Here is a 15,311-nt window from a genome sequence, read left to right as displayed (position 1 = left end):
GAAAATGAATCATGATTTAAATGAATTGATAAAAAATGGAAATATTGAAAAAACAACTTTAACAAAACGTTTGACTATTGGGGGTGAAACAAAAGACTACCCAGTATATAAATTCCCATTGGAATATTTATACTATAATGATCAAAATGGTCGTATTAATACAGTTTACCATCATTACATATCAAATCATGGAAAATTAACACCAGAAATTGGAGAGTCAAAATATAATGAAATATTTGAAAAATTCATTTTTGATTCTAAAAAGCAAGCTTTAAAGGACACTCAAATTTCTATTTTTGAAAAAGGACAACAAGAACCTGGTGTAATTCTTTCCGATGGAAGAGTTATTGATGGAAATCGTAGATTTACAGCCCTTCGTAGGATTCAAAGAGATACAAATATCAAACAATATTTCGAAGCTGTTATACTTTCATTTGATATCAAAAATAAACTTGATGAAAAGAAAATTAAAGAGTTAGAATTAGATTTACAGCTTGGTCGTGAAGAAAGAGTAAGTTATGACCCAATTGATCGTATTTTTGATGTATACAACACGATTAAAGTCCAAAAACTAATGACTCCTGAAGAATATAAAAAAGCTAGTGGTGCTGGTAACACCAAAGGGATTAATAGGGACATAAGGCTTGCTGAATTAATCATTAAATTCCTAGCCATTATTGCTCCAAGTCAAAATCCTATTGATAAGTTTTATTTAGCAAGAGAGCTAAAATTAGATGGTCCTATTGAGGAGATTGAAGGGACAATTAATAAGTTAAAAGAGAATAAAGAGACGGTTACACAAAATGTGTTAACTACACTTGCTGTCCAGATTGCTAAATCGGATGCAGGTGATAGTGATATTACTCGTAAAATGCGGAATATCAAAAAAAATATTTTAAACAATCCTGATATTAATAAACATTATATTGAGGCTACTGATTCTCATGTTGATGAAATTATAGACTGTTTTGAAAACCATCCTGTAGAAAGAGTGGAAGATTTAAGAAAAAATATAGAAGCTCATCCAGCTGCTTTAGAATCGGCAAATAGTTTATTACAAACAACTAATAGATTATCAAATAAAGGAGAAGCTACAGCTGATAGAAGACAAGCTCTGGTAAAATTGCAGGAAATCAGAGATACATTAGAAGATTTATCTTCTGAAGATTTAAAAGAACTGCATGAAGAAGAATTTTTTGAGGCAAAAGAAATTCTTCAAGAAATTAGAGATTTAGCATTTAAATTATCCAAATAGAGAAAAGGAGAAAAGGAATGGTATTTTCTCTAAAACTTAAAAATCTAATACAACCTACATATCAAAGTGAAAATTTAGTTAAAGAATTCTATGAACCGGTACTATCTGAAGCTACTATTTATAGAAGAGTTTCAGCCTATTTTTCTAGTGAAGGACTGGGATTATATTCAAAGGGATTAGATAAATTATTTGGAAATAATGGATTTGCTCAATTTATCATTTCTACTGATATCTCTGAAGAAGATTTTAAAAAAATTCAAGAAGGATATACTCTTAAAAATAGTTTAGTAGATTTACCTGCTCAGTTAATACAAACTATTCTAAATGATCAAACGAAAGAATCGTTAGGTAATTTAGCATTCATGATTGCAAGTAATCATGCAGAGGTAAAATTTGCGGTTATTCCAAGAGGACGCGGAATTTTTCACGATAAGTTTGGACTTATTGATTCGGACCAAGAAACTATCTTTTTTAACGGATCTGTTAACGAAACTAGAAATGGGTTAGAATACAATTATGAAAGTATTTCTGTAGATGTTTCTTGGGATTCAAGTACGAATGTTCAAACACGAATATTAGCTAACAAAAATAGATTTGACCGATTGTGGAAAAATGAAGAGAAAGATATTCTGACAATTGATGCTACAAAGATTGTTTATGATGAAATAAAAAAATACCAGCAATATTCCACAATAAATAAAGTTAAAGAAAATCAGTCAGATAATAATATCTATTTTTCTTTAAAAAGTGGAAATATAATTGTACGTCAAGATAACTCTTCTATACAAATTACTAGCTCAGATAGAAAGCTAAAGCCTGGATCAGATTTATCCAATAAATATTTTGAAGATGATAACTCAACTATTAAGTCAGAATTTTCTTATATGGATATAAACTACATTATTAATGAAACAAGGAAGAGATGTGATAGAAAAAATATTATAGTTGAAGTATCAGAGGAATTACAAGAACACCTAAAGTTAAAGCAATACTCTATTGAACAATATAGTAAGTTAGGAATTTATTTAAAATCACCTGAACAATATACAATTCATGGGGAGCAAGAAAAGTTTGAAGAGTTTGTTTCTGTCGTTAGTTCAGAGGTTGTACGGCCGTTTAAAAAATTGCAACTTGAGGCAGCCTTCTACGAATACAGGATGGCTAAAGCTGCGAACTTTTCGGTGCCAGGTTCTGGTAAGACTGCTATGATTTTGGCTGTTTTTGCATTTTTGAATTCCTCGAAAGTTGAAAGTGAGCACGTAGATAATTTATTGGTTATTTGTCCTATTAATGCTTTCAACAGTTGGAAAGAAGAATTTAAACAAGTTTTTGGAAATAAGAAACAGTTAGAAGTAATTGATTGTCAAAGTTCCAAAAATTTTGATTTCGATTTATCTTTGAACTGGAAAACATCAAATCTTGTATTAGTGAATTATGAATCGTTGACAAAATACAAAGACAGGTTGCAGGAATTGCTGTCAATTAAGACAATGATTGTCTTTGATGAAGTTCATAGAATAAAAAATCCTTTCGGAGTTCGTGCTCAAGCTGCTTTAGAACTAGTTAAGGATTCAAGATTTAAGTTTGTTTTAACTGGAACACCTATACCTAATTCTTATCAAGATATCTATAATTTTCTTCATTTACTTTATGCGAATGAGTACAATTCATTTTTTAGATGGAGTTTAGATGAATTAAAAAATCCTAGTGTTAGAAAAATTGAGGAAATTAATAAAGCTTTAATTCCATTCTTCTGGCGCTTAAACAAAGATGACTTAGGAGTACCTAAACCAGATCCAGATAATTTTTTGGTTGTTGAACCTAGCGAAGAACAGAAACAATTAGCGCAGTCTATATACTATAATGAATCGTCGAGTTTAGCCAGATTGATTCGATTGATACAAGCGTCTACAAATCCTGAATTAATTAACAAAAGGATTGAATATAAAGATATGTGGTTTGCAGACGATAATGATAAAGATGATACTGTTGAAATATCTGAAGAAATATTTAATAATAGACTGCAAATTGTTTCGGACTCGGGAATCAGAGAAGCCAAAGGATATGATGAGTATGATTTTTCAAGTATGATTTCTCCTAAATTTGAGAAAGGTATTGATAAAATTCAAGAGCTCATATCTGAGGGGAAAAAAGTCATAGTTTGGGCAATATTTGTTGATACTATGAAAAAGATACAAAATAGGTTAGACCAAGTTGGAGTGAAAGCTAATTTAGTGTATGGTGGTACGGAAGTTTCTGATAGACAGAATCTGATTGATGATTTTCGATTTGGTAATACTATGGTTATGATTTCTAACCCTCAAACGCTTGGTGAATCGGTATCTTTGCATAAAGAGGTTCATGATGCTTTGTATTTTGAATACAATTTTAATCTAACTTTTATGCTTCAATCCCGAGATAGAATTCATAGATTAGGATTAGAAGATAACCAATATACAAGATATTATTATCTACAGACCAGATGTGAACCAGATGATAGTGGTAATCCAGGTTATATTGATCAACAGATTTATAAGAAACTGGAAACTAAGGCTAACATAATGCACAATGCTATTGATAATAATATTCTATCACCAGAATTTTCTCAAAATGAGATAGATGAAGCAATTAGTATTATTGACGAGGAGAGAAATCGTATTTTAAAAAACACTAATTAAAATGAATCCCGTTAGCTTTTAACTAAATATCGATATTTTTATTGCTTATGCCTTAAATTTACCATGTGATAAAATCAATTGATTTTTACTTAATAAATCATAGATAAATCTATTTTAACCTTTGACTATTCCGCAAAATTATCGTACAATAAAGAGTACATGATAAAATGAGGTCAGAGTCTATTCGCTCTGGCAATAGTAGTAAAAATGAGGAGAAACGCTTTGGAATTAGAAGTATTTGCTGGGCAAGAAAAAAGTGAACTATCTATGATTGAGGTAGCGCGTGCTATCTTGGAACTTCGTGGTCGCGATCATGAGATGCATTTTAGCGATCTTGTAAACGAAATTCAAAACTACCTTGGAACATCAAACAGCGATATCCGCGAAGCTTTGCCTTTGTTCTACACAGAGTTGAACTTTGACGGTAGCTTCATCTCACTTGGAGACAACAAATGGGGTCTTCGTTCATGGTATGGTGTGGACGAAATCGACGAAGAAATCATCGCTCTTGAAGAAAGTGACGATGATGAAGTAGCACCAAAAGCTAAGAAAAAACGTGTCAATGCCTTTATGGATGGTGATTCAGATGCCATTGACTACAATGCAGATGATCCAGAAGACGAAGATGCATACGAAGCTGATCCAGCTCTTTCATATGATGATGAAAATCCAGATGATGAGAAAAATGAAGTGGAAGCTTACGATGCAGAAATCAACGAAATCGCTCCTGATGACTTGGGTGAAGACGTGGATCTTAACGAAGAAGACGACGAGTTTTCTGACGATGACGCTGAAACAAGTGAAGAAGAGTAAAAGACTTCACAGAGGAGATTACCTGATCTCCTTTTTTCTTGCTTGGGTAGAGTGTTTAAGCGGGTCATCCGTTTGGATGCTGTCCTTTTTTGGTTTTCTGAAAGCAATCTTCTTTTTTCATGTTTTACCAATTCGGGTTGACAAATGTTCTGCTTTAAGGTATCATATTGTTCGGGCACCTCTTTTAGAGGTCGGGGCTCTCTAGTTACTAGGGAGCTATTTTTGTTTTTTCAGGAATTTTTCTTGAGAAGTCGTTATCCATAAGGGTCTTGTTTTCTATCTCCCCTCGTAGTTAACAAGGCCTTGAGCATTTTAGAAAGAGGAGTCTATGTCTACGAAATATATTTTTGTAACTGGTGGTGTGGTATCGTCTATTGGGAAAGGGATTGTCGCAGCAAGTCTGGGCCGTCTCTTGAAAAATCGTGGTCTAAAAGTAACCATTCAAAAGTTTGATCCTTATATCAATATCGATCCGGGAACTATGAGTCCATACCAACACGGGGAAGTCTTTGTGACAGATGATGGGGCTGAGACAGATTTGGACTTGGGTCACTATGAACGTTTCATCGATATCAATCTCAACAAATATTCCAACGTAACAACTGGTAAAATCTACAGTGAAGTTCTTCGTAAGGAACGCCGTGGCGAATACCTTGGCGCAACTGTCCAAGTCATTCCTCATATCACAGATGCTTTGAAGGAAAAAATCAAGCGTGCCGCTGTAACGACCGACTCTGATGTCATTATCACAGAGGTTGGTGGAACCGTTGGGGATATCGAATCTTTGCCATTCCTAGAGGCCCTTCGTCAGATGAAGGCAGATGTGGGTGCGGATAATGTTATGTACATCCATACAACCTTGCTTCCTTACCTCAAGGCTGCTGGTGAAATGAAGACCAAGCCAACTCAACATTCTGTAAAAGAATTACGCGGATTGGGAATCCAGCCAAATATGTTGGTCATTCGTACAGAAAAACCAGCTGGTCAAGGAATTAAAAACAAACTAGCACAGTTCTGTGATGTGGCACCAGAAGCTGTTATCGAATCTTTGGATGTTGAACATCTTTACCAAATTCCATTGAATTTGCAGGCGCAAGGCATGGACCAAATTGTTTGTGAGCATTTGAAATTAGACGCACCAGCAGCGGATATGACAGAGTGGTCAGCCATGGTGGATAAGGTCATGAACCTGAAAAAAGAAGTCAAGATTTCCCTTGTTGGTAAGTATGTGGAGTTGCAAGATGCCTATATCTCTGTGGTCGAAGCCTTGAAACACTCTGGGTATGCCAACGACGCAGAAGTGAAGATCAATTGGATCAACGCCAATGATGTGACAGCAGAGAATGTAGCAGAGCTCTTGTCTGATGCGGACGGAATCATCGTGCCAGGCGGTTTCGGTCAACGTGGTACGGAAGGGAAAATCCAAGCCATCCGTTATGCGCGTGAAAATGATGTTCCAATGTTGGGTGTCTGCTTGGGAATGCAGTTGACTTGTATCGAGTTTGCTCGTCACGTTTTGGGTCTTGAAGGTGCCAATTCTGCAGAACTTGCACCAGATACAAAATACCCTATCATTGATATTATGCGTGACCAGGTTGATGTTGAAGATATGGGAGGAACCCTCCGTTTGGGACTTTACCCGTCTAAGTTGAAACGTGGTTCTAAGGCAGCAGCTGCTTACCATAATCAAGAAGTGGTGCAACGCCGTCACCGTCACCGTTATGAGTTTAACAACGCCTTTCGTGAACAGTTTGAGACAGCAGGCTTTGTCTTTTCAGGAGTTTCTCCAGACAATCGTTTGGTCGAAATTGTGGAAATTCCTGAAAATAAATTCTTTGTGGCTTGTCAGTATCACCCTGAACTTTCCAGCCGTCCAAACCGTCCAGAAGAACTCTACACAGCCTTTGTCACTGCAGCAGTTGAAAATAGCAATTAGAAAAATTCGAACCTTTGAGAAGAATCTCAGAGGTTTTTAAATTCATTCAGGAACTCAGGCGTTTGGCAATAAGAATTAGAAGTTCCCTTTCTCACTAAGGGAAGAGGATTTTTACTTGTTTTTCTGCTACTTCCTCATTTGTCCTAGAGCCCTTTTTGTGTTACAATGAATGGTATGAAAGCTAAGAAATTATGGATGACTGGCTTGACTGTGGCTGGTCTAAGTGCCCTTACTTTAGGGGCTAAAAAAGCAGCAGATAACCACAAACTCATGAAGACTCAAGAAGAGTTGACTGCTATCGTGCGCGAACTTTTCTCAGATATGGGTGAGATTGCGACTCTCTATGTTCAAGTCTACGAAAGTAGCCTAGAGCGACTTGTCGGAGGAGTCATTTTCGAGGATGGCCGTCATTATACCTTTGTCTATGAAAATGAAGACCTGGTCTATGAGGAGGAAGTCTTATGATACAACCAGCAAGTATAGAAGAATTGGCATCTTTAGTAGAAAAAGATGGCAAGAAGGTCTTTCTTTTTGTGGCGGACTGGTGTGGCGATTGCCGTTATATCTATCCATCCTTGCCAGAGATCGAGGAGGCCAATCCAGAGTTCACCTTTATTCGAGTGGACCGTGACCAGTACATGGATCTAGCCAAACTCTGGGATGTGTACGGCATTCCTAGCCTTGTTGTGCTAGAAAAGGACAAGGAAATCGGCCGTTTTGTCAACCGTGACCGTAAAAGCAAGGAACAGATTAACGACTTTTTAGCAGGACTGAAATAGGAGAAAAGGAAAGAATGATTTTTACATATAACAAAGAGCATGTTGGCGATGTCCTTATGATTATCGTGAAAGACAGCGGAGATGCCAAACTGGATGTGGAACGCAAAGGCAAGGTTGCCCGTGTTTTCCTCAAAGAAAATGGTGAAACAGTAGCTTGGAATATTTTCGAAGTTTCAAGTTTGTTTGAAATTGCAGAGCGAGGTCAAGTCTTTTTGACAGATGAGCAAGTCGCTCGTTTGAACCAAGAGTTACAGGCGGAAGGCTTTGCAGAAGAAATTGTCAACGACAAAGAGCCCAAGTTTGTTGTCGGTGAAATTGTCGAGATGGTAGCTCACCCAGATAGTGACCACCTCAACATCTGCCAAGTTGCAGTCGCAAGTGATAAGACAGTGCAAATCGTGGCAGGAGCTCCCAATGCGCGTGTCGGATTGAAAACCATTGTGGCTCTTCCTGGAGCAATGATGCCAAAAGGCAATCTCATTTTCCCAGGCGAGCTTCGTGGCGAAAAGAGTTTTGGAATGATGTGCAGCCCTCGTGAATTGCATTTGCCAAATGCTCCGCAAAAACGTGGGGTTATTGAATTATCAGAAGACCAAGTTGTTGGAACTCCATTTGACCCAGCTAAACACTGGACGGCCTAGGAAATTGTCGGTATTTGATAGACCAGATAGAGGGAGATAAGATGGCGAAAAATGTAGTGATTACAGGAGCGACCTCAGGAATCGGTGAAGCGATTGCGCGTGCTTATCTGGAGCAGGGGGAGAATGTCGTTCTAACAGGGCGACGGACAGACAGACTAGAGGTTCTCAAGTCAGAGTTTGCAGAAACTTTTCCAAATCAAACAGTTTGGACCTTTGCACTGGATGTCACGGATATGGCTATGGTAAAGACTGTCTGCTCCGATATTTTGGAAACGATAGGGCAGATTGATATCTTGGTCAATAATGCCGGACTGGCTCTAGGCTTGGCTCCCTATCAGGACTATGAAGAATTGGATATGCTGACCATGTTGGATACCAACGTCAAGGGTTTGATGGCAGTTACTCGCTGTTTCTTGCCAGCAATGGTAAAAGCCAATCAGGGTCATATTATCAACATGGGATCGACCGCAGGAATTTATGCCTATGCAGGTGCAGCTGTTTACTCAGCGACCAAGGCTGCAGTTAAAACCTTTTCAGATGGACTGCGAATTGATACCATTGCGACAGACATCAAGGTGACCACCATTCAGCCAGGGATTGTCGAAACAGATTTCTCTACAATTCGTTTTCACGGTGACAAAGAGCGAGCTGAGGCGGTCTATCAGGGAATTGAGGCCTTGCAAGCTCAGGATATTGCAGATATAGTGGTCTATGTGACCAGTCAGCCTCGTCGTGTGCAGATTACAGATATGACCATTATGGCCAATCAACAGGCGACAGGTTTCATGGTTCATAAAAAATAAAAAATTTCTTCGAAAAGTTACAAATTTCTGTAACTTTTTTTGATTTCCTGCGAATAGATAAGTAGGAGGATGAAAATATGTATAATAAAGTTATCATGATCGGGCGCTTGACGTCTACACCAGAATTGCACAAAACCAACAATGACAAGTCAGTAGCGCGTGCAACTATCGCTGTGAACCGTCGTTACAAAGACCAAAACGGGGAACGTGAAGCTGACTTTGTCAATCTTGTTCTTTGGGGGAAATTGGCTGAAACCTTGGCAAGCTACGCAACCAAAGGTAGTCTTATCTCTGTGGATGGAGAACTTCGTACACGTCGCTTTGAGAAAAATGGCCAGATGAACTATGTGACTGAAGTCCTTGCCACAGGATTCCAACTTTTGGAAAGCCGCGCCCAACGTGCCATGCGTGAAAATAACGCTGGACAGGATTTGGCAGATTTGGTCTTGGAAGAGGAGGAATTGCCATTTTAAGTATTGAAAAGTCTGAGTTGGTCTCAGGCTTTTTATCTTGAGAAATTCAGACTTTTTTCTTGACTATTTCTGACCAAGTGATACAATAGAACTATAAATTAGCACTCGAATATAAAGAGTGCTAATAATATGTAGTTTATCATGGAGGAAAATAGATGTTGAAACCATTAGGAGACCGTGTTGTCTTGAAAATCGAAGAAAAAGAACAAACTGTTGGAGGCTTTGTCCTTGCAGGCTCAGCCCAAGAAAAAACAAAAACAGCCCAAGTTGTAGCTACTGGACAAGGTATTCGTACCTTGAATGGTGACTTGGTTGCTCCAAGCGTCAAGCCTGGAGACCGTGTCTTAGTTGAAGCCCATGCAGGTATTGATGTCAAAGATGGCGATGAAAAGTACATCATCGTTGGCGAAGCTAACATCTTGGCAATCGTGGAAGAATAATAGGAGGAAATAAGTATGTCAAAAGAAATTAAATTTTCATCTGATGCTCGTTCAGCTATGGTTCGTGGTGTCGATATCCTTGCAGACACTGTTAAAGTAACATTGGGACCAAAAGGTCGTAATGTCGTTCTTGAAAAATCATTTGGCTCACCATTGATTACCAATGACGGTGTTACTATTGCTAAAGAAATTGAACTAGAAGACCATTTTGAAAATATGGGTGCCAAATTGGTATCAGAAGTAGCTTCAAAAACAAATGATATCGCAGGTGACGGAACAACTACTGCAACCGTATTGACCCAAGCAATCGTCCGCGAAGGAATCAAAAACGTTACTGCAGGTGCCAACCCAATCGGCATTCGTCGTGGGATTGAAGCAGCGGTTGTCGCTGCAGTAGAAGCCTTAAAAAACAATGCCATCCCTGTTGCCAACAAAGAAGCCATCGCTCAGGTTGCTGCCGTGTCTTCTCGTTCTGAGAAAGTCGGCGAGTACATTTCTGAAGCTATGGAAAAAGTTGGCAAAGATGGAGTCATCACCATCGAAGAGTCACGTGGTATGGAAACAGAGCTCGAAGTCGTGGAAGGAATGCAGTTTGACCGTGGTTACCTTTCACAGTACATGGTGACAGATAGCGAAAAAATGGTGGCCGACCTTGAAAATCCATACATTTTGATTACTGATAAGAAGATTTCCAATATTCAAGAAATCTTGCCACTCCTAGAAAGCATTCTCCAAAGCAACCGTCCACTCTTGATTATTGCGGATGATGTAGATGGTGAAGCTCTTCCGACTCTTGTATTGAACAAGATTCGTGGAACCTTCAACGTAGTAGCTGTCAAGGCACCTGGCTTTGGTGACCGTCGCAAAGCAATGCTTGAAGACATCGCCATCTTGACAGGCGGAACAGTCATCACAGAAGATCTTGGTCTTGAGTTGAAAGATGCGACAATTGAAGCGCTTGGTCAAGCAGCGAGAGTAACTGTGGACAAAGATAGCACTGTTATCGTAGAAGGTGCTGGAAATCCTGAAGCTATTTCTCACCGTGTTGCGGTTATCAAGTCTCAAATCGAAACTACAACTTCTGAATTTGACCGTGAAAAATTGCAAGAACGCTTGGCAAAATTGTCAGGTGGTGTCGCAGTCATCAAGGTCGGAGCTGCAACTGAAACTGAGTTGAAAGAAATGAAACTCCGCATTGAAGATGCCCTCAACGCTACTCGTGCAGCCGTGGAAGAAGGAATCGTTGCTGGTGGTGGAACAGCTCTTGCAAATGTCATCCCAGCCGTAGCTGATTTGGAATTGACAGGAGATGAAGCAACAGGACGTAATATTGTTCTCCGCGCCTTGGAAGAACCTGTTCGTCAAATCGCTCACAATGCAGGATTCGAAGGGTCTATCGTTATCGATCGCTTGAAGAATGCTGAGCTTGGCACAGGTTTCAACGCAGCAACTGGCGAGTGGGTTAATATGATTGAAGAAGGAATTATAGACCCAGTTAAAGTGAGCCGTTCAGCCCTTCAAAATGCAGCATCTGTAGCCAGCTTGATTTTGACAACAGAAGCAGTCGTAGCTAATAAACCAGAACCAATTGCCCCAGCTCCAGCCATGGATCCAAGCATGATGGGTGGGATGATGTAAGCTTTTTATACTAAACAATTAAAAATCATCAAAAGGAGGGAAGCACATTCCTTCCTTTTAAGTTTTTCTTTTCTAAATTGATTTGAGCTCTCCTAACTTATATGATAAAATAAGACTAGAAAAAGGAGAAGAACATGATTGATGTAGAAGAAATTCTGAGCAAGATGAATCCCAATCAGAAGATTAATTATGACCGTGTCATGCAGAAAATGGTTCAGGTTTGGGAGAAAAATGAGCAACGTCCCACTATTCTCATGCATGTTTGCTGTGCTCCTTGTAGTACCTACACCCTAGAATACCTGACAAAATACGCTGATGTGACCATCTATTTTGCCAATTCTAATATCCATCCCAAGGCAGAATACCACAAGCGAGCTTACGTCACCAAGAAATTTGTCAGTGATTTCAATGAGCGAACAGGAAATACGGTCCAGTATCTAGAAGCTCCCTACGAACCCAATGAATACCGGAAGTTAGTCAGAGGACTGGAAGAAGAACCAGAAGGTGGCGACCGTTGCAAGGTTTGTTTTGACTACCGGCTGGATAAAACAGCACAAGTGGCTATGGATTTGGGATTTGATTACTTTGGTTCAGCTTTGACCATCAGTCCCCATAAGAATTCTCAAACCATCAACAGTATCGGAATCGATGTGCAAAAGATTTATACCACCCACTATCTTCCAAGTGATTTCAAGAAAAATCAAGGCTACAAGCGCTCGGTGGAGATGTGCGAGGAGTATGATATCTATCGTCAATGTTATTGTGGATGCGTCTATGCAGCTCAAGCTCAGAACATAGATCTTGTTCAGGTTAAGAAGGATGCCACAGCTTTCTTGTTAGATAAGGATGTTGAAAAAGATTATTCCCATATCAAGTTTACTGTCACTAAATTAGATATATAGCAATTAACCCAGCTTCCAGGCTGGGTTTTTCAAATAAAAAACCAGGGCTCTCACCCTGGTTTGACAACTTTACCGATTCTTTAGTTCTATGTAGCGTTTGTACCAAATGTTGACATAGGCCTCTGAGAAAGGACCGCGTCCATTGTTGATCCAATCAACAAGGATTTTAACATGCTCTTTCAAAATATAGTCTAAATCATCAGAATACTTCATTTTGCGTTTATGGCGCTCATACTCTTCAACGTCCAAGAGACGCTTTTCACCATCAGTGAAGACCTTGACATCCAAATCATAATCAATGTATTTCAGGGCTTCCTCATCTAGATAGTAGGGGCTGGCCATATTGCAATAGTAGGAAATCCCATTATCGCGAATCATGGCAATGATATTAAACCAATATTTTTTGTGAAAGTAAACAATAGCGGGTTCTCGAGTCACCCAACGACGACCGTCACTTTCGGTAACAAGTGTGTGGTCGTTGACGCCGATAATAGCGTTCTCTGTTGTTTTTAGTACCATGGTGTCTCGCCAAGTACGGTGGAGACTCCCATCATGCTTATAACTTTGAATTGTAATAAAGTCGCCTTCTTTTGGAAGTTTCATAACTAACCAACTTTCTACAATTTATAAGTTTATCGTCTACTATTATATCATAAATTGGTCTAATTTTTTTGAATTTTACATGAAAATGTTAAAGATATTCTCTGAGAGCGCTTACTATATCCGAAAAATCATAGCCTTTTCTAGCTAAAACTTGAGTCAATCGTTGCTTTAGTTCGTAACCTTCATATTTGCGAGCGTATTTAGTATATTGTTTGTCTAGTTCTTTAAAAATGAGTTCCTGAGTCGTTTCTTGGTCAACTTGACTATCCAAGTTATCAAAGGCACTTTTAGCATCAGAATAGGAGAAGCCTTTGTTCGTCAAGTTTTGAATAATCTTATCCTGCAAGGCACGAGCGGGAAGCTTTCCCGTGTATTTTTTAAGTAGTTTTTCCGCAACACGTTGAGCGACCTCTGTAAGATCAAAATCCTTTAGAACATCTTCAATAGTTGATTTAGCAACTCCTTTTTGAGTAAGTTTCTGAGCCAGCATATAAGGCCCCTTATCTCCAGAAAGTTGATTGGCATTGATGATAGAGTAGGCATACTGACGATCATTAATCCAGTTATCTTCTTTAAGATTAGCGATAACTTGACTAGTGATTTTTTCATCAAGATCATACTTTTTCAGATACTCACGAACTTCCTTTTCGGTTCGAGCTTTAAATGATAGATGGTAGAGGGCGAGATTCTTACCATAAGAAAACTGAGCAAAGCCCTGAATCTCGGTCAATTCTTCAGTGCTAACCACCTTATCTTTAGACAACATAAAACGGACAATGGTATCCTCCGTGATATAAGAGGTTTGCTGTCCATCTAACTCCATCAAGTAGAGACGTTTTTTCTTTTCCAGTTTTGTGATTTTCATAGTTCTATTATACCCTAAAATGTGATAAGATAGGGGTATGAATCTGAAAGTCAAACAAAAAATACCTTTAAAAATCAAGCGGATGGGTATCAATGGTGAGGGAATCGGTTTCTATCAGAAAACCCTCGTTTTTGTGCCAGGCGCCCTCAAAGGAGAAGACATCTATTGTCAAATTACTTCTATTAAACGCAACTTTGTTGAAGCAAAATTACTAAAGGTTAATAAGAAGTCTAAATTTCGAGTCGTACCGGCTTGTACGATTTATAATGAATGTGGCGGTTGCCAGATCATGCACCTCCATTACGATAAACAGCTAGAGTTCAAAACGGATTTGCTCCATCAAGCCCTGAAAAAATTTGCTCCTGCAGGATATGAAAACTATGAAATCCGTCCAACTATCGGAATGCAGGAACCAAAGTACTACCGTGCTAAGCTTCAATTCCAGACTCGGAAATTTAAAAATCAGGTCAAGGCAGGTTTGTATGCGCAAAACTCTCATTATCTCGTAGAGTTGAAAGACTGTTTGGTGCAAGATAAGGAAACCCAGACAATTGCGAATCGCCTAGCTGAACTTCTTACTTACCACCAAATTCCAATTACAGATGAGAGAAAAACGCTCGGTGTTCGCACGATCATGGTACGAAGAGCAAGAAAAACGGGGCAAGTTCAGATAATCATTGTTACGAATCGTCAGCTTAATTTAACCCAGCTGGTAAAAGACTTAGTTAAAGACTTTCCAGAAGTCGTCACGGTTGCAGTCAATACTAATACAGCAAAAACAAGTGAAATCTATGGTGAAAAGACGGAAATTATCTGGGGCCAAGAGAGTATTCAAGAAGGAGTGCTCGACTATGAGTTTTCTCTCTCGCCCCGTGCCTTCTATCAGCTCAATCCAGAGCAGACAGAGATTCTCTATAGTGAAGCAGTTAAAGCTCTAGATGTTAGCAAAGAAGATCATCTGATTGATGCCTATTGCGGTGTTGGGACGATTGGATTCGCCTTCGCAAAGAAGGTCAAGAGTCTCAGAGGGATGGATATTATTCCAGAAGCCATTGAAGATGCCAAGCAAAATGCTCAAAGAATGGGTTTTGACAATACCCATTACGAAGCGGGGACAGCTGAAGAAATCATTCCACGCTGGTATAAAGAAGGCTACCGAGCAGATGCATTGATAGTCGACCCTCCTCGTACAGGCTTAGATGATAAGCTGTTGGAAACCATTCTGGCTTATGTTCCAGAAAAAATGGTCTATGTATCCTGCAATGTTTCGACCTTGGCGCGAGATTTAGTTAAACTAGTGAAAGTCTATGATCTCCAGTATATCCAGTCGGTCGATATGTTTCCCCACACTGCACGGACAGAAGCAGTGGTTAAGTTAGTGAAAAAAAGAAAAAATCAACTTCACTGAAAAAAGTCCTTGACAAAGTTGAAAAAGTAGATATAATAGAAAGAGTTGAAAAGCTCAGGTCCGTTGGTCAAGGGGTT

General features: G+C 39.0%; 15 protein-coding genes. 13 read left to right on the top strand and 2 right to left on the bottom strand.

The genetic code is table 11. The annotated features are described in order from the left end of the window. Positions 1–4 precede the first annotated feature (4 nt). The 12 genes from K1I97_RS07955 to K1I97_RS07900 all read left to right on the top strand — a co-directional run bounded on the left by K1I97_RS07955 (position 5) and on the right by K1I97_RS07900 (position 12,358). A complete protein-coding gene (locus K1I97_RS07955; protein ID WP_223332120.1) occupies positions 5–1,255 on the top strand; it encodes a ParB N-terminal domain-containing protein in 1,251 nt (416 codons plus the stop codon). A gap of 17 nt (positions 1,256–1,272) precedes the next feature. Beyond that, positions 1,273–3,933, top strand: coding sequence for an SNF2-related protein (locus K1I97_RS07950; RefSeq protein ID WP_223332121.1), 2,661 nt, complete (start codon positions 1,273–1,275; stop codon positions 3,931–3,933). A gap of 222 nt (positions 3,934–4,155) precedes the next feature. After that, complete coding sequence (gene rpoE / locus K1I97_RS07945) at positions 4,156–4,746, top strand: DNA-directed RNA polymerase subunit delta (RefSeq protein WP_000418415.1); 591 nt, start codon at positions 4,156–4,158, stop codon at positions 4,744–4,746. Between the two features lie 328 nt (positions 4,747–5,074). Further along, positions 5,075–6,682: a CTP synthase gene (locus tag K1I97_RS07940; protein WP_223332122.1), complete on the top strand. Its 1,608-nt coding sequence runs from the start codon at positions 5,075–5,077 to the stop codon at positions 6,680–6,682. Positions 6,683–6,847: 165 nt separating this feature from the next. After that, a complete protein-coding gene (locus K1I97_RS07935) occupies positions 6,848–7,147 on the top strand; it encodes a DUF4651 domain-containing protein (RefSeq protein ID WP_131200930.1) in 300 nt (99 codons plus the stop codon). Further along, complete coding sequence (locus K1I97_RS07930; RefSeq protein ID WP_223332123.1) at positions 7,144–7,461, top strand: thioredoxin family protein; 318 nt, start codon at positions 7,144–7,146, stop codon at positions 7,459–7,461. Before K1I97_RS07935 ends, K1I97_RS07930 begins: the two co-directional genes overlap by 4 nt. A 14-nt stretch (positions 7,462–7,475) precedes the next feature. Beyond that, on the top strand, positions 7,476–8,102 hold the full coding sequence (gene ytpR / locus K1I97_RS07925; protein WP_223332124.1) for a YtpR family tRNA-binding protein: 627 nt from the start codon (positions 7,476–7,478) through the stop codon (positions 8,100–8,102). 41 nt (positions 8,103–8,143) lie between these two features. Beyond that, positions 8,144–8,905, top strand: a complete 762-nt coding sequence (locus K1I97_RS07920; protein WP_223332125.1) for an SDR family NAD(P)-dependent oxidoreductase — start codon at positions 8,144–8,146, stop codon at positions 8,903–8,905. Between the two features lie 77 nt (positions 8,906–8,982). Beyond that, positions 8,983–9,378, top strand: a complete 396-nt coding sequence (locus K1I97_RS07915; protein ID WP_000282459.1) for a single-stranded DNA-binding protein — start codon at positions 8,983–8,985, stop codon at positions 9,376–9,378. Positions 9,379–9,533: 155 nt separating this feature from the next. Then, complete coding sequence (groES, locus tag K1I97_RS07910; protein WP_223332126.1) at positions 9,534–9,818, top strand: co-chaperone GroES; 285 nt, start codon at positions 9,534–9,536, stop codon at positions 9,816–9,818. Positions 9,819–9,833: 15 nt separating this feature from the next. Then, complete coding sequence (gene groL / locus K1I97_RS07905) at positions 9,834–11,456, top strand: chaperonin GroEL (protein WP_223332127.1); 1,623 nt, start codon at positions 9,834–9,836, stop codon at positions 11,454–11,456. Between the two features lie 134 nt (positions 11,457–11,590). Continuing rightward, positions 11,591–12,358 (top strand): epoxyqueuosine reductase QueH, encoded by a 768-nt coding sequence (locus tag K1I97_RS07900; RefSeq protein WP_000567567.1) that lies wholly within the window; start codon positions 11,591–11,593, stop codon positions 12,356–12,358. 69 nt (positions 12,359–12,427) lie between these two features. Here K1I97_RS07900 and ntdP read toward each other — a convergent pair whose 3' ends face one another. Next, entirely contained in the window at positions 12,428–12,961 is a 534-nt protein-coding gene (gene ntdP, locus K1I97_RS07895; RefSeq protein ID WP_000775318.1) for a nucleoside tri-diphosphate phosphatase, read from the bottom strand. Between the two features lie 88 nt (positions 12,962–13,049). Continuing rightward, positions 13,050–13,826 carry a recombination regulator RecX gene (recX, locus tag K1I97_RS07890; RefSeq protein ID WP_223332128.1) on the bottom strand — a complete coding sequence of 259 codons (777 nt, stop codon included), beginning with the start codon at positions 13,824–13,826 and terminating at the stop codon, positions 13,050–13,052. Between the two features lie 37 nt (positions 13,827–13,863). Between recX and rlmD the strand changes: the two genes are divergently transcribed. Continuing rightward, positions 13,864–15,234: a 23S rRNA (uracil(1939)-C(5))-methyltransferase RlmD gene (rlmD, locus tag K1I97_RS07885; protein WP_223332129.1), complete on the top strand. Its 1,371-nt coding sequence runs from the start codon at positions 13,864–13,866 to the stop codon at positions 15,232–15,234. Positions 15,235–15,311 lie beyond the last annotated feature (77 nt).

Source organism: Streptococcus oralis, assembly GCF_019929345.1.
In the GTDB taxonomy this organism is placed as follows: Bacteria; Bacillota; Bacilli; order Lactobacillales; family Streptococcaceae; genus Streptococcus.
This window is presented reverse-complemented; position numbering and strand designations above follow the sequence as displayed.

Coding starts and splice junctions, on each gene's coding strand:
- K1I97_RS07950 (WP_223332121.1), top strand. CDS start 1,273: ATGGTATTTTCTCTAAAACTTAAAAATCTAATACAACCTACATATCAA.
- K1I97_RS07920 (WP_223332125.1), top strand. CDS start 8,144: ATGGCGAAAAATGTAGTGATTACAGGAGCGACCTCAGGAATCGGTGAA.
- K1I97_RS07955 (WP_223332120.1), top strand. CDS start 5: ATGAATCATGATTTAAATGAATTGATAAAAAATGGAAATATTGAAAAA.
- recX (WP_223332128.1), bottom strand. CDS start 13,826: ATGAAAATCACAAAACTGGAAAAGAAAAAACGTCTCTACTTGATGGAG.
- groL (WP_223332127.1), top strand. CDS start 9,834: ATGTCAAAAGAAATTAAATTTTCATCTGATGCTCGTTCAGCTATGGTT.
- K1I97_RS07935 (WP_131200930.1), top strand. CDS start 6,848: ATGAATGGTATGAAAGCTAAGAAATTATGGATGACTGGCTTGACTGTG.
- rlmD (WP_223332129.1), top strand. CDS start 13,864: ATGAATCTGAAAGTCAAACAAAAAATACCTTTAAAAATCAAGCGGATG.
- K1I97_RS07940 (WP_223332122.1), top strand. CDS start 5,075: ATGTCTACGAAATATATTTTTGTAACTGGTGGTGTGGTATCGTCTATT.
- groES (WP_223332126.1), top strand. CDS start 9,534: ATGTTGAAACCATTAGGAGACCGTGTTGTCTTGAAAATCGAAGAAAAA.
- K1I97_RS07930 (WP_223332123.1), top strand. CDS start 7,144: ATGATACAACCAGCAAGTATAGAAGAATTGGCATCTTTAGTAGAAAAA.
- K1I97_RS07900 (WP_000567567.1), top strand. CDS start 11,591: ATGATTGATGTAGAAGAAATTCTGAGCAAGATGAATCCCAATCAGAAG.
- K1I97_RS07915 (WP_000282459.1), top strand. CDS start 8,983: ATGTATAATAAAGTTATCATGATCGGGCGCTTGACGTCTACACCAGAA.
- ntdP (WP_000775318.1), bottom strand. CDS start 12,961: ATGAAACTTCCAAAAGAAGGCGACTTTATTACAATTCAAAGTTATAAG.
- ytpR (WP_223332124.1), top strand. CDS start 7,476: ATGATTTTTACATATAACAAAGAGCATGTTGGCGATGTCCTTATGATT.